Genomic DNA, 20,219 nt, shown 5'->3' on the forward strand with positions numbered 1-20,219 from the left:
AACCGGCGCGGCCGGCAAGCCCGCTCAAAGCCTTGTCTTTCTGGGGTGCAGGGGCTCATCCAAAGCCGCCGCCTGCATTCCCTGCCAAGATGTCAAAACTAAGGGCCTCGACGACAGCTCCGGGCGCGATTGTCCATCATTACCAGAGCCCGGCGATGGTTAATGCCGGGTTACCAGCGACAAATTTGGCTGCGGGAAAGGCAGGCAGCGCAGGGGGATGGGGGACGTGCCGGGTGCGAGACATGGTGTCGCGTGGCGTTACCGGGGGTGGAAGGTGCGGCCCCGGAACACGGTCGGTTCCCTCCCCCTCACTGATTTGCCCGACAGACTCCGCCTGATAGGCTGCACTTGCATCAACCAACAAGGGCCGGAACAGACGGCCTCGCCAAGGGAGCACGCCGTGCAGAATGCGGGAACAAGCCTGCGGTGGATGACCGCCGCGATCGTATCGGTCAGCCTCGTTACATTCAGCTCTGCACGCGCGGCCTCAGTCGCACCGATCCCGGCGGAAAACGGCATGGTCGTGTCCGCGCAACATCTGGCGACACAGGTCGGCGTGGAGGTGCTCAAGCGCGGCGGCAACGCCGTCGATGCCGCCGTGGCCGTCGGTTATGCCCTTGCAGTGGCTTATCCGGCAGCCGGCAATCTCGGTGGTGGCGGCTTCATGACGATCCAGCTTGCCGACGGCCGCAAGACGTTCCTCGATTTCCGCGAGACGGCGCCAAAGGCTGCGACCGCCAACATGTATCTCGACAAGGACGGCAACGTCATCAAGGGCATCTCGACCAAGGGGCATCTGGCCGTAGGTGTGCCAGGATCAGTCTCGGGCATGGAGTATGCGCGCGAAAAGTACGGCACGATGAAACGCGCCGACCTCCTTGCCCCCGCAATCCAGCTCGCCGAACAGGGATTTGTGCTCGACCAAGGCGACATCGACCTGCTGCGCACGGCAACCGACGATTTCAAGGACGATCCGGCATCGAGCGCCATATTTCTCAACAATGGCCAGCCGTTCAGCGTGGGCGACAGGCTCGTGCAATCCGAACTGGCGAAAACCCTGCGCGAGATCAGCAGCAAGGGCACTGACGGCTTCTACAAAGGCTGGGTCGGCAGCGCTATCGTGGCGTCAAGCCAGGCCGGCAAAGGGCTGCTGACGCAAGACGACCTCAACAGTTACAAAACGCGCGAGCTCGCGCCCGTCGAATGCGATTATCGCGGCTATCACGTGGTCTCCGCACCGCCGCCGAGCTCGGGCGGCGTTATCATCTGCGAGATCCTGAATATCCTGGAGGGCTATCCGCTGAAGGAGCTGGGCTATCACTCCGCGCAGGCCGTGCACGTGCAGATCGAAGCCATGCGGCACGCTTACGTCGACCGCAACAGTTACCTCGGTGATCCCGACTTCGTGAAGAATCCGCTCGATCGCCTGCTCGACAAGGCCTACGCGGCCAAGATCCGCGCCGTGATCGATCCGAACAAGGCCGGAATCTCCAAGGACATCAAGCCGGGCGTCGCGCCACACGAGGGCACCAACACGACGCATTATTCAATCGCTGACAAGGACGGCAACGCGGTATCGGTGACGTACACGCTGAACGACTGGTTCGGAGCCAAGGTGACGGCGGCAACGACCGGTGTGCTGCTGAACGATGAAATGGACGACTTCACGGCCAAGGTCGGGGTACCGAACCTGTATGGCCTGGTACAGGGCGAGGCCAACGCCATTGCTCCCGGAAAGCGGCCGCTATCCTCGATGAGCCCGACCATCGTCACCAAAGACGGCAAGACCGTCATGGTGGTGGGCACCCCCGGCGGCAGCCGGATCATCACGGCAGTCCTGCAGACGATGATCAACGCGATCGACTACGGCATGGACGCGCAGGAAGCCGTCGACATGCCGCGCATCCACCAGCAATGGTTGCCGGACCTGACCAATGTCGAGAACTACGCCCTGTCTCCGGACACGCGCAAGATTCTGGAGGGCATGGGCCACAAGTTCGGGCCGCCGCAACCGGCGAACCATCTCGCGGTTATCATCGTCGGCGCGCCGTCGCTCGACGGCAAGCAAGTCGGCAACAACCGCTATTACGGTGCCAACGATCCGCGCCGCAACACGGGGCTGGCGGCGGGGTATTGAAGGGGCGAATGGCGAATAGCGAATGAAGAGGCGGCCGCCTGCATTCGCCAATCCTAATTCGCCATCCACACCCTTCACCACTTCTCCTTCGAGGTTCGCACGTCGAGCTCGAACGACCAGGCCCGCTCGGGCTGGCGGTAGAGGAATTCGAAGGCATCGACGATGCCCTCGATGCTGATCAGGCTGTCCTCGCGGCCCGCGGCGTCGGGAAAGCGCGAGAAGATCTTGTCGCCGGCGATCGCGCCGTCGACCACGACATGGCCGACATGGATGCCGTCTCCCGCATATTCCTTGGCCATGGCCTGCGCCAGCGTGCGCACGCCTGATTTGGCCGAGTTGAACGCGCCGTAGCCGGAGCGTCCGCGCAGCGAGGCGCTAGCGCCGGTGAAGAGCAACGTTCCTGTTTTCTTCGGCACCATGCGGCGCACCGCTTCGCGGCCGAACAGGAAGCCGCCGAAGCAGACCACGCGCCAGGCATTCTCGAAATATTCGGCGTCCATCTCGATGATCTTTCCCGGCGTGTTGTTGCCGGCATTGTAGATCGCAAGGTCGAGGTCTTCGCCGGCGGCATCGAACAAGGCGGTGATGTCGCTCTCCTTGGTCGCATCGGCGACGAACGGAACGGCCGCGCCGCCGACCTTCGCGATGTCATCCACGACCGCCTGCAACGCCGACTGCGTCCGGCCCGCGACGATCACCTTGAGCCCCTGGGCCGCAAAACGCTTGCAGAGCTGGGCGCCAAGGCCGCGCTCCGGCCCCACGCCGATCACGATTGCCGTCTTCATTGCACGCTCCGAAGATTGAAAGCTGATGATGGGTGAATCACGCCACTGATGCGGGCTCGGGGCAGTTGGTCAGCCGCGCGGGATTGCCGACCGCGGTGCAGCCGCCGGGCACATCTGATGTCACGATCGTGCCGGCGCCGATTTTTGCAAAATCACCGATGCTGATGTCGCCGAGAATGGTCGCGCCGGCGCCGATATAGACACCGCGCCCGATGCGCGGTGAGCGCGTCGGCAGTTCACTGCTGCGGCCGATGCTGACGTTCTGCAGGAGCGTGACCTCGTCGCCGATCACGACATTGGCGCCGATCACGATGCCGGTGGCATGGTCGAGATAGACGGACGCGCCGATCTGCGCGGCCGGATGGATGCTGACCTGCAGGACGTTCGACGCCTCGTTCTGAAACAGCAACGCTGCATCGCGATGGTCGTGACGCCAGAGCCAGTGCGAGACGCGCCAGGCCTGCAGCGCGACATAGCCCTTGAAATGCAGCAGTGGCGCCAACAGGCTGGCGATGGCTGGATCGCTGCGCACGATGGCCTGCAAATCACGGCCGGCCGCTTCGATCAATTCGGGTGAGCCGCGAAAGGCGTCGAGGGCAAAGGCGGTGAACCGCGCGCGCTCCGTGGCATCACCACCAAGCCTGCGCCCGATCAGATCGGCTAGCGCGGCGCCAAAATCGTCATGGACGAGGACGGCATCGGCAAGGGATTTGCCAAAGACAGGATCGGCCGCCATCGCGCGCCGCGCCTCGTCGCGTATCGTCTGCCAGAGACTGTCGTTGGTCGCGGTCGCAGCTGCCATCGTCGCCGCCTCCGGTATCTTAACACTCACGTATCGAATATAGGCCGTAGGCAAGCCGGGCGCCACGTCAGCGGCGCTGTCGCTATCCGAGCACCATGCCGCAGGTCCCCGTGAGGTTACGAGCTTGCAAGCCAGGCACCCGCAACCATATAATCCATCGAACTTTCAGCCGACCTTGCGTCGGCCGGGGATGCCCACGTAAAGCGTCTCGTTCAAGCCCCGCGGTGGTCCGCCATCCGCGGGTTTTTCGTACCCGGCGCCCGTCGGCGCAGCCGAAAAAACGAATCCCGCTCACCCAAGGTCACGCCAAGACATGTCGCCCAACGCGCCCGCCGACGACCACCACGACGACGTCATGTACCCCTCCGCCATACCGTTCGTTCTGGTCCATCTCGGCTGCATTGCGGCCATCTGGACAGGCGTCACCTGGCAGGCCCTCGCGATCTGCGGAGCGCTTTACGTCGTGCGCATGTTTGCGATCGGGGCAGGCTACCACCGCTATTTCTCGCACAGGGCTTTTGCCACCGGCCGGGTGTTTCAGTTCGCCCTCGCCTGGCTTGCGCAAAGCACCGCGCAGAAGAGCGTGTTGTGGTGGGCGGCCAAGCATCGGCATCATCATCTGCATTCCGATACCGAATTGGACGTGCATTCGCCGCGTCAGCGCGGCTTCCTGTACAGCCATCTCGGCTGGATTTTCTACCGGGAGCACGATGCGACCGACCTGGTGAAAGTCGGCGATCTCACAGTCTATCCGGAGCTGATGTGGCTGCATCGGCTGGAGCTTCTGCCGGCCGTGACGCTTGCGGTGCTCTGCTTCCTGGTGGCTGGCTGGTCGGGTCTGGTCGTCGGCTTCCTGTGGAGCACGGTGCTGGTCTATCACGCGACCTTCTGCATCAATTCCCTCGCCCACGTGCATGGACGCAAGCGCTACGTGACAGGCGACGATTCCCGCAACAACTGGCTGCTGGCGTTGGTCACCATGGGTGAAGGCTGGCACAACAATCACCACGCCTACCAGAGCAGCGTGCGCCAAGGCTTTCGCTGGTGGGAAATCGACGTGACCTATTACGTTCTGAAGGTGCTGTCCTGGTTCGGAATCGTCTGGAACATGAAGGCACCGCCCGAGCAGGTACTGCGCAACGAGCAGCCGCTCGGCGCACGGGTCATCAATCGCGCGGCCCGCGAGCTTGCCGGGCGGTTCGATGCGCCAAAACTCGCGCACGCGATCTCGTCGGCGCTGCACCGGGCCGATCTGGCCCAGTTGCAACTGCCGACGCTGCACGACATCCTCAATCGCGCCCATGACGGCGTCGATGCGCTGACACATCTGCATCTGCCGAAGATACCGACCCGCGACGAGTTTCTCACGGAAGCCAGGGCGATGTTCGCGCGAACGCGATCACTCAACGAGATCGTCGACCACGCCTACGAACACTTCCTGACGTCGGTCCGCGCGCAGCTCGTGACGGTGCGCTGAAGCTCGCGATCATCGTGCACGCGGTTTGGCCGCGTCTGCCTGCGCATGCTGAGCGCATAGAGCCAGCCGCCCGCAGCGATGAGAGCGGGCAGGATGAAGAGCGCAAAATCGCGGAGCACGATCATGGGTCGAGGTCCGCTTTCGCGAAAATAATGGCGCGGTCGAGCGCGAGGCTGGCGAGAAAATAGAGAAAGCTGGCCAGAAAGAACTTCCAGGACTCGCCGACCTGCCAGTCCGGATAGAGTTCGACCTGCGTCGGCCATCGATTGAGAAATGCGATGGCCACGGGAATGGAGCCCCCGAACCGACTGAACAGCGCGCTGGCGCGCTCCAGCAGCGCGATGCGCTGGTTGATCTGGTTGCGTTCGGCGTTGGTCATGGTCGGCCCCGTTGGCGCGCTGGGCCGCGCTGTCGGGGTTTAGTCGCGCCTGGCGGGAAGCGGGTTCTATGGCATCAGGCGGTACGGCCGCTGACGAGATCCAGATCCTAACCGCCCTCCCCAAACCAAACCGCCCGCCTGCGGGGTGCGCAGGCGGGCGGCTCGGGGCCATCAGGACTTTGGGGGCATGCGCCTGAAGGCTTTGAGAGGTATCAACCCTGCGGCTGGTCGTTCGGCGGCGGGGTCGGACGCGTCTTGTGCTGGGCCATGAACTGGTCGAACTCTTCCTTGTCCTTGGCGTGGCGCAGGCGATCGAGGAAGTTCTTGAATTCGACCTGCTCCTCCTCGAGCCGCTGCAGCGTCTCGGTACGGTATTCGTCGAAGGCGCGGTTGCCGGAGGACGGCGGACCAAAGCCGAAGCCGAAACCACGGCGCTCCATGCGGCCGCGCATGCGGTCCATCTTGTACTGCATCCGCTCCATCTTGTTCTGCCAGCGATCCTGGTGGCTCCAGCAACCCATTTTTCTGCTCCCGAGTGTGAAAAAGAGAAGGGCAAGTCCGATCGGCCACCAGATGATGAAGCCGAGAATGGTCACGGCAATCCAGCCGGGATGCCATGGCGTATCGAGCATGTGCGGCCGCTCGTATGGTTGCTGTTGGTCCGAGGGGCCGCGCCAGCGATTGACATCAGCGGTGTAGGCCATTTCCCTTCTCCATCACGGCATCTGCCGTTGTGAATGTAAATAACATTTACATAGCTAGACCATCCCGCGATTTTGTCAAGCTGGCGGCCTGACAGGTCGGCCGAATTATTTGCGCAACTTTATTTCGGCTTGCCCCAGGGCCCGCCCGGCGGAACGCCGGAACCGGAGGGAGCCTCCGGCGGCACCGGCGGCGGCTCGGCGCTTTTCGCCTGCGGCCTGCGCTCGGTCGGGAAGCCGAGGCCGCGCAGATAGATCAGCACCTCGGCCTCCAACAGCTCATCCGGCGACATCGGCAGTTTTCGCCGCGCGGCATCCCCGCGCGAGAACAGAGAGGCGACGCCATGCGCCATCGACCAGATATGCAGCGCCATCATCATCGCCGGCGGACGCGGCGCACCGGGTGGGGCGAGCGCGGCCAGGCGCTCTGCGGCAGCGCGAATGACGTTAAATGCGCGCTCGCTTGCGGCCTGCAGCGCCGCATTGGCATCGACAGGCAGGCCGGATTCGAACATCGCGTTGTAGAACGCCGGCTCCTCGCGGGCGAAGGCGAGATAGGCCCGGCCGACGCGCTCGAACGCGGTGACGGTGTCGGGGCGGCCATCATCCCAGGCTGCCGTGAGACGCGCTTCGAACTGCTCAAAACCGCGTTGGGCGATCGAGGACAACAGCTCGTCACGGTCGCGAAAATGCCGGTAAGGCGCCGCCGCGCTGACACCGGCCATGCGCGCGGCATCGGCAAAGGTGAAGCCGGCCGCGCCCTTCTCGGCGATCAGGCCGAGGGCAGCCTGCAACAGGGCTTCCTTCAGATTGCCGTGGTGATAGCCGCGCTCGGCGCGGCGCTCTTCCTTGCGCCAGCTCATGTGAACGGCTTTTACATGAGCCGGGCGTCAAGGTCACTAGCGCGGGCCGGATTTGATGAACCCGTATTTTCCGCAAGTCCGGGCGGCAGCCCTAGCCAGCCGGGATCGGCAGTACCGGCATGATCTCGACGCGCTCGCCGGGAAAGATCGCGAAGTGCGGGTGGTTCTCGAACATCTTTGCGGCGGCCTCGTGCGACGCGGCGCGGACCACGGTGAAGGCGCCCAGCTCGTTGGTGATGTCGGCGATGCCGGCGGCGTCGACCTTCTTGGTCTTGCCGAGCGGGCCGCCCATCGCCTGGATCGCGCCCTGGTGCTTCTCGACCCAAGCCTTCCAGGCAGCCATGCCCTCCTGCTCCTTCGCCTTGCGCTCCGCCTCGGACATCGCGTGCCATGCGGTCCATTTCGGGCTGTTCTTGCTGCCGAGGAAAACGGCAAGGTAGGTATCGGTGCTCATCGGTCTCTCCCTTCGTTGATGGATAGACGAGGGCCGCGAATTTATCCGCGGCCGCCGTGGTCATTTCTTCTTCAGATCACCAAAGCCGGCGGCAGCCTCCTGCACTTCCGGCGAAAAGTCGGCCATCTCCTGCACCTGACGAATCTCGATGACCTCGTTGGCCGAGGCCGGGCACTTCTTCGCCCAGGCAATCGCCTCAGCACGCGAGCCGACCTCGATCATCCAGTAGCCGCCCAGCACTTCCTTGGCTTCAGCGAAGGGACCGTCGGTCACGATCGGCACACCGGTCGCAAACGAGACGCGGGCGCCCATCGACGGCGGATGCAGGCCGTCCAGCGTGATCAGCACGCCGGCATCCTTCAGCGCCTCGTTGTAGCGCATCATCGCGGCGACGCGTTCGGGATCGAGTTGCACGTCCGCCGGTGCTGTCTCGTAACCGAGCGGTATCATCAGCATCATGAATCGCATGCGGGTCCTTGTCTTCACCGTCCGTGCTTACCTAACAAGACGAACGCCCTTTTACGGAACCGACACGGGTATGAAAATTATTTTGGAGGTTATTGCGCAACGCTAACGCGGCTGCGGCACGAACCGGCCGTCCTGGAAGGCAGCGCCGAAATAGACCTCGATGCGGCGGACCTTGCCGCCAGCGAACGTGAAGAACTCGGTGTTGCGAAAACTCCTGCTATCTGTTGCCAGACAACGATAGGTGACGAAGGCCTCGTCGCCGATGACGAAGACGCGCTCGATCTCGTGGCGCGCGATCCAGCCGGTGTCACGCCAGCAGCGTTCGAAATAGGCGGCCTTGTCGAGGTCGTCATCGAACGGGCTGGTGAAGCGGAAATCATCGGCGAGCGCATCGCTGACCCGTTGACGATCGTTGGCGAGATAGGCGGCGAAAAGGTTTCGAACGAGCAGCTCGCGGCCTTCGTACATCGCGCTTTCCTTCGTGATCGGCCCAGTAGAAGACGATCGGTGCGCGGTGGATCCGACATCCAAGTCTCGGATTTCACTATCCACATCGGAAAATATCGAAAAAGTCGCCCGTAGAACTACGACCGCCTGTACGCATTTTATGAATTGCGCTGTGCTTATGAAACCAGAAGGCTCGTGAACTGAACAACATCTGCATCGCACGTGAAACTACGGAAACTCCGCAGCCCTGTGCAGAAGTTTACAGTTGCTCAACGGGCCCATGCAACTTTTCAAGGCAAGCGCGACGGTGCGTTGATCCCGTCGATTCGCCTCCAGATCATTGCGGAGCATCAATTGTTCAATTTCCAGAGCAAGAAAGTCAGGCACGCGGTCGCTGAGGTCGAGGCGCTCGACCGATCGCAGGCGGTGATCGAGTTCGGCCTCGACGGCACCATTCTCGATGCCAACGAAAATCTGCTGAAGATGAGCGGCTATTCGCTCGCGGAGATCAAGGGCAAGCATCACAGCATCTTCGTGAGCCCGGCCGAGCGCGAGAGCGCCCGCTATCGTGATTTCTGGGCCAGCCTCAATCGCGGCGAGTTCCAGACCACGCAATACAGGCGCTACGGCAAGAACGGCAAGGAAGTCTGGGTCCACGCCTCCTACGCGCCGCTGCTCGACGAGAGCGGCAAGGTGATCAGCTTCATCAAGTTCGCGACCGACATCACGGCCTACAAGATGCGGAGCATGGAGGAAGCCGGCAAGCTCGCCGCGATCAGCCGCGCCCAGGCCGTCATCGAGTTCAACATGGACGGCACCATCGTCACCGCCAACGAGAATTTCCTGGGCGCGGTGGGCTATTCGCTGGACGAGATCCAGGGCAAGCACCACAGCATGTTCGTGACGCCGGAGGATCGTGCCAGCTCTGCCTATGCCGATTTCTGGGCGCGGCTGAACCGCGGCCAATTCGAGGCGGCCGAATACAAGCGGCTCGGCAAGGGTGGCAAGGAAATCTGGATCCTGGCGACCTACAATCCGATCCTCGACGAGATGGGCCGGCCGTTCAAGGTGGTGAAGTTCGCAACCGATGTCACCGCGCAGAAGATGAAGGCGGCCGACAATGACGGCCAGCTCGCCGCGATCCAGAAGTCGCAGGCGGTGATCGAGTTCAACATGGACGGCACGATCCGCACCGCCAACCAGAACTTCCTGGGCGCGATGGGCTATTCGCTGGCCGAGATCAAGGGCCAGCACCACAGCATGTTCGTCGAGCCGAGCGAGAAGAATTCGGCCGCCTACCGCCAGTTCTGGGAGACGCTCAACCGCGGCGAATTCCAGGCCGCCGAATACAAGCGCATCGCCAAGGGCGGCCGCGGGATCTGGATCCAGGCGTCCTACAACCCGATCTTCGACCTCAACGGCAAGCCCTACAAGGTGGTGAAATACGCCACCGACGTCACCGCGCAGGTCATCGGCCGCAAGAAGGCCGAGAATGCGCGCGGGCTGATCGAGGCGGTCGCGGCCGGCAGCGAAGAGATGAGCGCCTCGATCCGCGAGATTTCCGAGACCATGGCGAAGTCGCGCGAGACCTCCAAGGTCGCGACCAACCGGGTCGAGGCCGCCGACGGCCAGGCCCAGCGACTGAACGAGGCCGCGCAGGCCATGAGCGGCATCGTCGAGATGATCGCCGGCATCACCAGCCAGATCAACCTGCTCGCGCTCAACGCCACGATCGAATCGGCACGCGCGGGCGAAGCCGGACGGGGCTTTGCGGTGGTCGCCTCCGAGGTGAAGAACCTCGCCAACCAGGCCAAGCAGGCGACGGACACGATCACCTCCGAGATCGACGCGCTGAACACGATCTCCGGCGATGTCGTGAGCTCGCTCACCGCGATCAAGGTCGCGATTGCCGGCGTCAACGAGTTCATCGCCACCACCGCCGCCGCGGTCGAGGAGCAGAGCGCGGTGACCGCGGACATGTCGGCGAACATGCAGCGGGCCTCTGCCGAGCTGTCGTAGGCTCTACTCCATCTCCGTCATCCCCGCGCAACCGCGAAGCGGTTGTCGCTGGAGGCGCTCACACCGCAAAGCAGTGTGAGCCTCGAAGGATGAACCGGCCCCGGTAGAGCCGGCCCGTCGCCCTTCGAGGCTCGCCCCGCGGCGCAGATGCGCCGCAAGGCTCGCACCTCAGGTGACGGACCACGATTTGAGATTGCCGAGCCCCCTAACGCTCCCACCGCCGCGTCGTTTGCGTCGCCCCTTCCGGCAGCATCTCGAAGACCGGCGAGGCCAGCACGGCATGCACATGCAGCGTGGTCGTGCCCGAATTGCGAAAACCGTGCGTGCTGCCCGCCGGGACCAGCAGCGACTGGCCGGCCGTCACGATGACGCGCTCGGCTTCGATCCACATCTCCGCCTCGCCGACCCGCACGGTAAGCACCTCCTCGACCGCGTGGCTGTGCGTCGGCGCGCCGGCGCCGGGATCAACCCATTGCTCGAAGATGCAGAGCGCGGTCGCACCGTTGCGCGCGGATGTCACCATGCGGGTCTTCACACCTGGCCGCCATTCCTCGGGCGGGATCGTGCTGGGATCGATGGGCATGGCCTGGGACCCTTTCTTGCCGGGACGAAAGCGCAGTAAAAGGGGCCGGCGCTCATGCGCGCCCCTTTCGGACACAGGACAGGTCAGCAAATGCCGCATGCCCCGCAAAAAGTCGCCCTCGTCACCGGAGCTGCACGCGGCATCGGGCTTGCGACGGCCAGGAAATTACTGGCCGAGGGCTGGCGGGTGGCGCTGCTCGACATCGAGGGCGAGCTGCTCGGCCGTGCGGTCGCCGAGATCGACCAACACGAGGCGACGCTGGCGATCACCTGCGACGTGTCGGACGCAGCCGCCGTGGGAGCAGCAATGGCCGCGGTCATGAGCCGCTTCGGCCGGCTCGATGCGCTGGTCAACAATGCCGGCGTCGCCATGTTCGCGCCCGTGCTGGAGACCAGCGATGCCGACTGGAACAGGATCATGGCGGTCAACCTCACCGGCCCGTTCCTCTGCACCAAGGCGGCCGCGCCGCTGATGCGCGAGCAGGGTGGCGGCGCCATCGTCAACATCACCTCGATCTCGGCCGTGCGCGCCTCGACGCTGCGCTCGGCCTACGGCACCAGCAAGGCCGGGCTTGCGCACCTCACCAAGCAGCTCGCGGTCGAGCTCGCCTCGCTCAACATCCGCGTCAATGCGGTCGCACCAGGGCCGGTCGACACCGCGATGGCGAAGCAGGTGCACACCAGGGAAATCCGCGCCGACTATCACGACGCCATCCCGCTCAATCGCTACGGCCTGGAGGAGGAACTTGCGGAAGCAATCTTCTTCCTGTGCTCGGAACGCGCGAGCTACATCACCGGCCAAATTTTGGCCGTTGATGGCGGCTTTGATGCGGCCGGCATCGGCCTGCCGACGCTGCGCGGCGAGCGGCGGAACGGGTAGGAGCCTGTAGGGTGGGCAAAGGCGCTCTTGCGCCGTGCCCACCATCTTCCCCGAATTGGCCGTGCCGATGGTGGGCACGCTACGCTTTGCCCACCGTACGGAACCGAGCTGGTGGAGAGTTCATGCAACGTGTTGCTTTTGTCTCGGCCGTAATGCTTGCGGCCGCGCTGCTCGCTTCCGTCCCAGCCAGGGCCGAGATCCGCATCATCCAGAGCCCCGGCGGACAGGTCGGGCCGTTCCTCGATCTGTTCGAGAAGGTGCGCGAGAGCGGCGACCGCGTGGTGATCGACGGTCCCTGCCTGTCCGCCTGCACGCTGGTGCTCAGCATCGTGCCGGGCGAGCGCATCTGCGTCACCAAACGTGCCGTGCTCGGTTTCCATGCCGCGCGTTCGGTCGACCGGCGCGGACGCTTCTATGCCGAGCCGGAAGCATCCGAAGCCGTGCTTGCGGCCTATCCGGGCCCCGTTCGCGACTGGATCAGCCGCCGTGGCGGCCTCACCTCGCGGTTGCTTTTGCTGAAGGGGCGCGACCTCGCCGCGATCTATCCGCGCTGTCGATGACAATTCGATTTCAGGCGGGGATGTGACCGCGATGAATCCTCCGCTGTTCGACGATTAGGCAGATCCCGGCGAATTCGGCCCTGCCGGAAACAAATCCGCCTAAGTGCTTCGCAACGCATGCACAATTTACACGGTTTCCAGCTTTTCCCTGTCGCTTATGATGATGCAGGCCAGACCGAGGCCTACCCGGCTCGCGATGGCTGCGGACCGTCATATCTCGGCAGCGACTGCGGAATATGGTGGTTCCACTTTTTCGAGATCGGTCATTTTCAAATGGTACGCATATGGAGTCCATCGATTTTCGCTACCGCCTGTCGGATCAGGGACGGATCGTCCTAGGCCCGTTGAGCTCTGAAGAAACCCTCGAATTCGAGGAGCTGTCGCGGCGCGACCGCGAGGGCCTGATCGACCTGACGTCGGAACTGCGGCTTCTCGAGCTCTACGTGAAGTACATCGGCTCGGACGCCAAGGTCTCGCTCGCACCGTCGGAGCCCGTGTCTCTGGTGAGCGAGTCGCACGCGAGTGAGACGCAGCGACGACGAAGGCCATTGCCGCGACGGCCCTCACGTCAGCGCGACTTTATTGTTCCCATGATCGTCGTGGTGGGCATGAGCTTCATGCTGATTGCGCTGTTCATCAGCTGATGCATGGCGTCATGCGTCGACAACCATAAACAGTGTGAACCGCGTCACACCACGGCCAAGTTGATCTGGCATACGGTGAACGAAGCGACACCGATGTCCGCAGGGGATTCATGACCAGCATCAGCACCGACGGACATGCCGGCTCGCAAGCTCAGTCATCACTTTCGCGGAAAGGAAGCGATCAGGTCATCACCCTGTCGTTCCTGATCACGAGCGCAGTCGCAACGGTCGGCTGGTTCTACGTGCTCGCACAGGGAGCCGTGGCCGTCGCGAACCGGCTATTCCTCTAGTGGAAAACGATCTGCACGATCGGCGCGAGCTTCACGCTGGCGCAGATCAGCATTCCCCAAAGAGCAAAATTGATTTGTAGCGCCGCCGCCATCGGTCGCTCCCTTCCAAGTCACGCCCGCCCCAATTTGTAAGTATTGTGAATAAAGTTAGCGATTCTGGCGCAAATTTCACAGCCTAATCTTGCGCCAGTCGTTGTGCGATGCAATTCGCTTCATGTCACAAAGGCGCTCGTGCGGTTCTCCCAAAGTGAATCGGGCGCACGAATCTCCTTTCGGCCATGCCGGCGACGTCGTTTTCCCTTAAGTCCCGGGTAAGCGTCGCGATGCAAAGTTTCCCACGCTGATTTGCGTGGCACACCGCACGGCAGGTTCGGCATGGCTCGACACATTCTCGTCTTGCTCAGTTTTTGCGCAGCACTCGCGGGATGCGCAAGCGCGCCGGCGGCAGAGCGTCGCCCGATTGCGTGGGACGGGCTCGGTCAGGATCCCAATCGTCCTGCTGTCACAAAACGCCGCTTTGCCAATCACGCAGCTCCAGAGAGCGATCCCAATGTGGAGCGGCAAAGGGTGCTGGGCACGCTGCGTCCCTATTCCGACGCATGGTGGGCTGTCCAAGACGAGATCGAGGCCGAGAATGACAGGCAACTCGGCTCGAAGCTCGTGATCTGCCGCAGCTGCGTGACGCAGCCGCCGGGCGAGGACGTGACCGGATCGATCCGCTGACGAGGCGCGCTCCCTCTCTCACGACAATGGAGAGAGGAAGCTGCAGCTCAGGGAATCAACAGAGCATCGCGCTCACATTCCTTCAGCGGGGCAATTCACCATCCAGGGAATGCCGAACTTGTCGACGCACATGCCAAAGCCCTTGGCCCAGAACGTCTTGCTGAAGGGCATGGTGACGGTGCCGCCGTCGGCGAGCGCGTTGAACTTGCGCTCGGCATCCGCAACGTCGGTGATCGTCAGCGAGATCGAAAAGCCCTGCGGCTTCTGGACATGCTCCGGTGGCGCGTCTGACGCCATCAGCACGCTGCCGCCAGGGAGCGACATTCGCGCATGCATGATCATCTTCTCGCGGCCTGGCGAGGGCTGCATATCCGGCGGCCCCTCGGAGGCACGCAGCATCATCTCGATCTTGCCGCCAAGAATCTTGGCGTAGAAGGTGAATGCCGCTTCGCAGGTGTCCTGATAAAATAGATAGGGATTGAGCATGGTTTCTCTCCTTTTGCTTTCTTCGGGCGTGCAGAGCACTACTTCTCGGTGAGCTTCTTCAGGCTGGCGAGGCCGACCTCAAAGTCCTTGCCGATCATGGTGTCCATGTTGATGAAGACCTGCATCAGCTTGGACATGAAGGGAGCCGGACCGTACATCGCCCACGTGACCAGTGTGGCATCGCCTTGCGGCACAAAGGTGAACTCGGCGGTGTTGTGGCCCTCGAAAGGCCGCTCGAAATCCAGCTTGATGCGGAGTTTGGACGGCGTGCTCGCCTCGAGGATCTCCATATGGCCGGCGCCGACATTGTTGTTGCCGTCCCAGGCATAGGTTGCGCCCTTCCCAGCCGCAGTTCCACCGAAGGTGCGCTTCATGGCGGGATCGCGCCCCTCATAGGGCGACCAGCTGGTCCAGAAGTGAAAATCGGAGACGAGCGGATAGATCGCCTCGGCCGGCGCCTTCAGCGCGAGCGTGCGCTCGACACGGAATGTGTCGGGTTTTGTGAGGGCGAAGACGAGGATGCCCGCGATCCCGACCGCGAGCACGATGGCGACAATGGCAATAGCTTTCAGCATGAAGGACTCCCTGGATACGGGATTAAGACGAAGGGAGACGGCGGGGGCCGACAATTGCCGGAACGAAATTTTAGGCCGTCACTTTGCCCGTCACTTGGCCTTCGCGCCCTGCCTGGCGCCGCCATTGGCTCCTTTCGGCTGGCTGTCCCTGATCAGCCGATCAATGTGCATGCGGATGTGGGCGGCCTCGGCCGAGGTGTTGGCGAGCGCGATGGCGCGGTCGAAGGCGACGCGGGCCTCGTCGTTGCGGCCGAGCTGCATCAGGAAGGCGCCGCGCACGCCATAGAAATGAAAATAGTTGGCGAGCTTCGGCGCCAGCGGCTCGATCAGATCGAGCGCGGCTTGCGGTCCGCGCACCTTGGACACCGCGACCGCGCGGTTGAGCGTCACCACCGGCGAGGGCTGCACCACTTCGAGCGCACCGTAGAGCAGGTCGATCTGGGTCCAGTCGGTCTCGTCCGGCGTCGCCGCGCGCGCATGCAGCGCGGCGATCGCGGCCTGAATCTGGTAGGGCCCGCTGCGGCGGTGGCGCATCGCCTTGTCGATCAGCGCGAGGCCCTCCGCGATCATATTGCGGTTCCACAGCGCGCGATCCTGGTCATCCAGCAGAATGAGTGAGCCGTCCTTGGCGAAGCGCGCGTCGCTGCGCGCGTGCTGCAACAGGATCAGCGCCGTCAGGCCCATGATCTCAGGCTCGCTCTGGAACAGGCGCAGCAACAAGCGCGCCAGCCGGATCGCTTCCTCGCACAGCGGCTTGCGGATCTCGGCCGTGTCGCCGCTGGCCGAATAGCCCTCGTTGAAGATCAGATAGATCATCGCCGCGACGCCCACGAGCCGTTCGGAGCGCTCGACCGGCCCCGGTGTCTCGAAAGGTGTCCCGGCTTCGGCGACCTTGGCCTTGGCGCGGGTGATGCGCTGCTCCATCGCGGCGTCCGAGACCAGGAAAGCGCGCGCGATCTGCTTGACTGTCAGGCCTGAGACGATGCGCAGCGCCAGCGCGATCTGCTGCGTCGCCGGCAATTGCGGGTGGCAGCAGATGAACATCAGCCGCAAAATGTCGTCGCGGTAGTGCGAGCCGTCGAGCCGCTCGGCGAGCGCGCCTTCGGCATCGTCGAGATCCGAGATCGCCTGGTCGTCCTCGGGCAGCGGCTGCTGCTTCCGGTTACGGCGCACCTCGTCGATCGCGACGTTGCGGCCGACCATGATCAGCCAGGCCGCGGGATCGCGCGGAGGCCCGTTCTGCGGCCAGGTTTTGAGCGCGCGCAGGCAGGCGTTCTGAAACGCCTCCTCCGCCGTATCGAGATCGCGGAAATAGCGTAGCAGCGCGCCCACCGCCTGGGGTCGCGCCGAGGTCAGCGCGGTCTCGATCCAGCCGGTGTCGGCTTCGCTCACGCTGAAATTCCCCCGGGCCTGAACACGCCGACGGGCCGCACCTCATAGGCGCCGCCGGGATTGGCAGCTCCAAGGTCGCGCGCGACGTCGAGGGCCTCGTCGAGGCTCTTGCAGTCGACGACGTAGAAGCCGAGCAGTTGCTCCTTGGTCTCGGCATAGGGGCCATCGAGCACCAGCGGCGGGTCCTCCTTGCGCAAGGTCGCCGCCGCCGTGGTCGGCAGCAGCCGCGCCACCGGACCGAGCCGGCCCTGCTTCGCGAGACCTTCCTGCACCACGGCGAGCTTCTTCATCACGGCCTCGTCCTGGTCCTTGCTCCAGGAGCCGACGAAGTCCTCGTCGTGATAGCAAAGGATCGCATAAAGCATGGGCAGCACCTTCCCTGAACGCTTGTTTTAAAGACGATCCACTATGCCCCGCCCCGACAGGGCTGCGGAAAAAAATTGCAAGAAAAATCCGACGGATCGTGCCAAGGAGGGCCTTCAAAAGCGGAACCCGACGAGGCACTTAGAATGACCAAAGGCACACTGGCCGTCCTGATCAACAGCACGCAGCAGAACTGGCTGCCGGAGCGCTGGAAGGCCCGTTTCGACGCGGTCTGCGGCGGCCGTCGTGTCGTGCTGCTGCCGGATGCCGGGCTCGATCCGGCCGAGGTGCACTATGCCGCGGTGTGGAAGCCGGTACCGGGCGACCTCGGCTCTTTTCCGAATCTGCGGGCGATCTTCAATCTCGGCGCCGGCGTCGATGCGCTGATGGCGGACAAGAGCCTGCCCAACGTGCCGCTGGTGCGCGTCGCCGTGCCTGATCTCACCAACCGCATGACCGAATATGTCGTGCTGCACGTGCTGATGCACCACCGCCAGGAGCTTTATCTGCGGGACTCGCAGCGCGCCAAACGCTGGGAGCCGACATATCAATGGCCGGCGAGCGCCGTCACGGTCGGCATGATGGGGCTCGGCACGCTGGGCGCTGATGCTGCCGACGTGCTGCGGCGGCTCGGCTTCAGCGTCGCCGGCTGGAGCCGTAGTCCGCGCACGATCGAGGGCGTCGAATGTTTCCACGGCACGGCCGGAATGGATGCGTTCCTGCGCAAGACCGACATCCTGGTGTCACTGCTGCCGCTGACGCCTGACACAAACGGCATTCTCAACCGCGACGTCTTCACAAAGCTCAACCGCAACAGCCCGCTCGGCGCGCCCGTGCTGATCAATGCCGGCCGCGGCGGCTTGCAAAACGAAGCCGACATCCTGGCCTGCCTCGACGACGGCACGCTGGGCGCGGCCTCGCTCGACGTCTTCGTCCAGGAGCCGCAGCCAAAGGACAGCCGGTTCTGGACCCATCCCAAGGTCGTGCTGACCCCGCACAACGCCGCCGACACGGACGCGGATGCGATCTCGGCCTATGTCGCCGAGCAGATCGCAACGTTCGAGGCGGGGGGCGCGCTGGAGAATGTGGTGGATCGCGGGCGGGGGTATTAAGGCTCCATAGCTTCCCCATCCACAACCCCCGCTCCGTCCGCCCCATTCACCCTCTCTTAGCGAGAAGTTGATAGGCATTGTTAATCAATGCTCAACGAACGGGTCGGACATGCGCTCTCCCCTCGGCCTCAGGATGCGGATCACGGTGGCGCTGGCGCTGACGGCGGCGGCGACCGCGCTGATTGCCGTGCTGGGCGCCATGTGGATCATCGCGGGCATCATCGACCGCGCCGACCAGCGCGAGCTGCGCAGCCATTATGATGCGCTGCTGTCGCGGATCGCCGAAGAGTCCCATCGCGCCGCCGCCATGAGCGCGGTCGTGGCCGCGATGCCGGCGGCGCAGGAGGCGATGGCCAGGCAGGATCGCGAGGCGCTGGTGCGCCTGTTCGGGCCGGTGTTCGCCGCCACCAAATCGGAGTACGGCGTCGAGCAATTCCAATTCCACACGCCGCCTGCGACCTCCTTCCTGCGCGTGCACCAGCCGGCAAAGTTCGGCGACGACCTCTCGAGCTTCCGCAAGACCGTCGTCGACGCCAATCAGGAGCACAGGGTCGTCGTCGGCCTCGAAGGCGGCCTGGCCGGGCTCGGCATCCGCGGCGTGGTGCCGATCGCTCAAGCCGGCAAACATCTCGGCTCGGTGGAATTCGGCCTGACCTTCGGCCAGTCCTTCCTCGACGATTTCAAGACCAACCGCCATGTCGACATCGCCTTCCATCTTGCCGACGGAGCGGGCTTCAAGCTGTTCGGCGGCACGCTGAAGGGCAAGAGCTTCTTCGACGCGGCCGATTACGGCCGCGCCGCCGGCGGCGGCTTCACCGTGAAGCAGGCCAAGCTCGACGCGACGCCGATCGCCGCGCTGCTCGGGCCGATCAAGGATTTTTCCGGAAAACCGCTCGGCGCCGTCGAGCTGGTGATGGACAATTCCGATTACGAGGCCTCCGCCGACCGCGCCTGGATGCTCGCAATCGCGATCGCCGCGCTCGGGCTCATGCTGGCTGCAATCGTCGGCTATCTCATTGCCCGCGGCATCTCGCGGCCGATCCTCTCCATCACCAGCGTGATGCGCGAGCTCGCCGACGGCCGGCTCGACGTCGCCGTCCCCGAAAGCAAGGCGAATGACGAAGTCGGCGCGATGGTGAAGGCGGTCGCGGTTTTCCGCGACAATGCCGTGAATTTCAGCAAGCTCCAGACCGATCAGCTCGAGGCAAAGGCGCAGTCCGAGGCCGAGAAGCGGCGCGCCTTTGCCGCCCTCGCCGATAATTTCGAGGCCAGCATCCGCGACGTCGTCACCACGGTGTCCTCGGCCGCGGTCGAGATGGAACACACCGCGCGCTCGATGTCCGATATCGTCGCGCAGTCGCGCAATCAGACCCGCGCGGTGTCGTCGGCCTCGGCGCTGGCTTCGGAGAACGTGCAGACGGTGGCAGCCGCAGCGGAAGAATTGTCCTCGTCGATGACCGAGATCAGCCGGCGGCTGGCGCATGCGACCCAAGTGGTGGGCAAGGCCGCCAGCGACGGCCGGCAGTCGAACGAGCGGGTGCAGAGCCTGGCGGACGCCGCGCAGAAAATCGGCGACGTCGTTTCCTTCATCAACGGCATTGCGGGGCAGACCAATCTGCTGGCGCTGAATGCCACGATCGAGGCCGCGCGCGCGGGCGAAGCCGGCCGCGGCTTTGCGGTGGTCGCCTCCGAAGTCAAGGCGCTCGCGACCCAGACCGCGAAGGCGACCGAAGAGATCGGCGCGCAGGTGACGGCCGTCCAGGGCGAGACCACCGGCGCCGTCGAGGGCATCCAGTCGATCTGCGCGACGATTCAGCAGGTCGACGAGATCTCCGCCGCGATCGCGGCCGCTGTCGGCCAGCAGGGCACGGCGACACAGGAGATCGCGCAGAACGTCCAGCAGGCCGCCGCGCGCACCGGCGAGGTCTCGCAGAACATCGCCGGCGTCACCGACGGCATCGCCGCCACGGGCACGGCCGCGGAAGAGGTGCTGGTGTCGGCGATCGAGCTGTCAAAGCAGTCGCAGCGCCTGCGCGACGAGGTGGATCGTTTCCTCGCGCAGATTCGAGCGGCGTAATTG

General features: G+C 64.0%; 23 protein-coding genes. 10 read left to right on the forward strand and 13 right to left on the reverse strand.

Features of this window, described 5'->3' with window-relative positions; translation table 11 throughout:
* The first annotated feature begins 430 nt into the window (after positions 1 to 430).
* Positions 431 to 2,137 (forward strand): gamma-glutamyltransferase, encoded by a 1,707-nt coding sequence (gene ggt, locus FXB40_RS09855; RefSeq protein ID WP_187436771.1) that lies wholly within the window; start codon positions 431 to 433, stop codon positions 2,135 to 2,137.
* Between the two features lie 74 nt (positions 2,138 to 2,211).
* Here the strand turns inward: ggt and FXB40_RS09860 are convergent, their stop codons facing one another.
* Both FXB40_RS09860 and FXB40_RS09865 read right to left on the reverse strand, forming a co-directional pair.
* Positions 2,212 to 2,922, reverse strand: coding sequence for an SDR family NAD(P)-dependent oxidoreductase (locus FXB40_RS09860; protein ID WP_148772008.1), 711 nt, complete (start codon positions 2,920 to 2,922; stop codon positions 2,212 to 2,214).
* A 37-nt stretch (positions 2,923 to 2,959) separates the two neighbouring features.
* Complete coding sequence (locus FXB40_RS09865) at positions 2,960 to 3,724, reverse strand: serine acetyltransferase domain-containing protein (RefSeq protein ID WP_148772009.1); 765 nt, start codon at positions 3,722 to 3,724, stop codon at positions 2,960 to 2,962.
* A gap of 313 nt (positions 3,725 to 4,037) precedes the next feature.
* Here FXB40_RS09865 and FXB40_RS09870 point away from each other — a divergent pair, with 313 nt between their 5' ends.
* Positions 4,038 to 5,201: an acyl-CoA desaturase gene (locus tag FXB40_RS09870; RefSeq protein ID WP_148772010.1), complete on the forward strand. Its 1,164-nt coding sequence runs from the start codon at positions 4,038 to 4,040 to the stop codon at positions 5,199 to 5,201.
* A gap of 121 nt (positions 5,202 to 5,322) precedes the next feature.
* Here the strand turns inward: FXB40_RS09870 and FXB40_RS09875 are convergent, their stop codons facing one another.
* From FXB40_RS09875 to FXB40_RS09900, 6 genes are all read right to left on the reverse strand, one after another.
* Complete coding sequence (locus tag FXB40_RS09875) at positions 5,323 to 5,580, reverse strand: hypothetical protein (protein ID WP_148772011.1); 258 nt, start codon at positions 5,578 to 5,580, stop codon at positions 5,323 to 5,325.
* 212 nt (positions 5,581 to 5,792) lie between these two features.
* Entirely contained in the window at positions 5,793 to 6,284 is a 492-nt protein-coding gene (locus tag FXB40_RS09880) for a DUF2852 domain-containing protein (RefSeq protein WP_148772012.1), read from the reverse strand.
* A gap of 119 nt (positions 6,285 to 6,403) precedes the next feature.
* Entirely contained in the window at positions 6,404 to 7,144 is a 741-nt protein-coding gene (locus tag FXB40_RS09885; RefSeq protein ID WP_148772013.1) for a TetR/AcrR family transcriptional regulator, read from the reverse strand.
* Between the two features lie 91 nt (positions 7,145 to 7,235).
* Complete coding sequence (locus tag FXB40_RS09890; protein WP_148772014.1) at positions 7,236 to 7,598, reverse strand: YciI family protein; 363 nt, start codon at positions 7,596 to 7,598, stop codon at positions 7,236 to 7,238.
* 60 nt (positions 7,599 to 7,658) lie between these two features.
* A complete protein-coding gene (locus tag FXB40_RS09895) occupies positions 7,659 to 8,066 on the reverse strand; it encodes a YciI family protein (RefSeq protein ID WP_148772015.1) in 408 nt (135 codons plus the stop codon).
* Between the two features lie 102 nt (positions 8,067 to 8,168).
* Entirely contained in the window at positions 8,169 to 8,534 is a 366-nt protein-coding gene (locus FXB40_RS09900; protein WP_148772016.1) for a nuclear transport factor 2 family protein, read from the reverse strand.
* Positions 8,535 to 8,867: 333 nt separating this feature from the next.
* On the opposite strand from FXB40_RS09900, the gene FXB40_RS09905 reads away from it, so the two are divergent.
* Positions 8,868 to 10,532: a methyl-accepting chemotaxis protein gene (locus FXB40_RS09905; RefSeq protein WP_148772017.1), complete on the forward strand. Its 1,665-nt coding sequence runs from the start codon at positions 8,868 to 8,870 to the stop codon at positions 10,530 to 10,532.
* A 205-nt stretch (positions 10,533 to 10,737) separates the two neighbouring features.
* Here the strand turns inward: FXB40_RS09905 and FXB40_RS09910 are convergent, their stop codons facing one another.
* Positions 10,738 to 11,115: a cupin domain-containing protein gene (locus FXB40_RS09910; RefSeq protein ID WP_148772018.1), complete on the reverse strand. Its 378-nt coding sequence runs from the start codon at positions 11,113 to 11,115 to the stop codon at positions 10,738 to 10,740.
* Between the two features lie 90 nt (positions 11,116 to 11,205).
* On the opposite strand from FXB40_RS09910, the gene FXB40_RS09915 reads away from it, so the two are divergent.
* The 5 genes from FXB40_RS09915 to FXB40_RS09935 all read left to right on the forward strand — a co-directional run bounded on the left by FXB40_RS09915 (position 11,206) and on the right by FXB40_RS09935 (position 14,211).
* The gene (locus FXB40_RS09915) at positions 11,206 to 11,994 is read left to right on the forward strand and encodes an SDR family NAD(P)-dependent oxidoreductase (protein ID WP_148772019.1); all 789 of its coding nucleotides are present in this window, start codon (positions 11,206 to 11,208) and stop codon (positions 11,992 to 11,994) included.
* Positions 11,995 to 12,116: 122 nt separating this feature from the next.
* Entirely contained in the window at positions 12,117 to 12,554 is a 438-nt protein-coding gene (locus tag FXB40_RS09920; protein ID WP_148772020.1) for a hypothetical protein, read from the forward strand.
* Between the two features lie 284 nt (positions 12,555 to 12,838).
* On the forward strand, positions 12,839 to 13,198 hold the full coding sequence (locus tag FXB40_RS09925) for a hypothetical protein (protein ID WP_148772021.1): 360 nt from the start codon (positions 12,839 to 12,841) through the stop codon (positions 13,196 to 13,198).
* Positions 13,199 to 13,308: 110 nt separating this feature from the next.
* Positions 13,309 to 13,488, forward strand: coding sequence for a hypothetical protein (locus FXB40_RS09930; protein WP_148772022.1), 180 nt, complete (start codon positions 13,309 to 13,311; stop codon positions 13,486 to 13,488).
* Between the two features lie 375 nt (positions 13,489 to 13,863).
* Positions 13,864 to 14,211, forward strand: a complete 348-nt coding sequence (locus FXB40_RS09935; protein WP_148772023.1) for a hypothetical protein — start codon at positions 13,864 to 13,866, stop codon at positions 14,209 to 14,211.
* Positions 14,212 to 14,283: 72 nt separating this feature from the next.
* Here the strand turns inward: FXB40_RS09935 and FXB40_RS09940 are convergent, their stop codons facing one another.
* The 4 genes from FXB40_RS09940 to FXB40_RS09955 form a co-directional block, all read right to left on the reverse strand.
* A complete protein-coding gene (locus tag FXB40_RS09940) occupies positions 14,284 to 14,697 on the reverse strand; it encodes a VOC family protein (protein WP_148772024.1) in 414 nt (137 codons plus the stop codon).
* 38 nt (positions 14,698 to 14,735) lie between these two features.
* Complete coding sequence (locus tag FXB40_RS09945) at positions 14,736 to 15,272, reverse strand: SRPBCC family protein (RefSeq protein ID WP_148772025.1); 537 nt, start codon at positions 15,270 to 15,272, stop codon at positions 14,736 to 14,738.
* A gap of 90 nt (positions 15,273 to 15,362) precedes the next feature.
* The gene (locus FXB40_RS09950; protein WP_148772026.1) at positions 15,363 to 16,664 is read right to left on the reverse strand and encodes an RNA polymerase sigma factor; all 1,302 of its coding nucleotides are present in this window, start codon (positions 16,662 to 16,664) and stop codon (positions 15,363 to 15,365) included.
* The gene (locus FXB40_RS09955; protein ID WP_148772027.1) at positions 16,661 to 17,029 is read right to left on the reverse strand and encodes a YciI family protein; all 369 of its coding nucleotides are present in this window, start codon (positions 17,027 to 17,029) and stop codon (positions 16,661 to 16,663) included. The genes FXB40_RS09950 and FXB40_RS09955 overlap by 4 nt, the downstream gene beginning before the upstream one ends.
* A 144-nt stretch (positions 17,030 to 17,173) precedes the next feature.
* On the opposite strand from FXB40_RS09955, the gene FXB40_RS09960 reads away from it, so the two are divergent.
* Positions 17,174 to 18,139 (forward strand): 2-hydroxyacid dehydrogenase, encoded by a 966-nt coding sequence (locus tag FXB40_RS09960; RefSeq protein WP_148772028.1) that lies wholly within the window; start codon positions 17,174 to 17,176, stop codon positions 18,137 to 18,139.
* A gap of 109 nt (positions 18,140 to 18,248) precedes the next feature.
* Positions 18,249 to 20,216, forward strand: coding sequence for a methyl-accepting chemotaxis protein (locus FXB40_RS09965; RefSeq protein ID WP_187436758.1), 1,968 nt, complete (start codon positions 18,249 to 18,251; stop codon positions 20,214 to 20,216).
* Positions 20,217 to 20,219: the final 3 nt, after the last annotated feature.

Origin of the sequence: Bradyrhizobium rifense (genome assembly GCF_008123425.1) — a bacterium.
Taxonomy (GTDB): domain Bacteria; phylum Pseudomonadota; class Alphaproteobacteria; order Rhizobiales; family Xanthobacteraceae; genus Bradyrhizobium; species Bradyrhizobium rifense.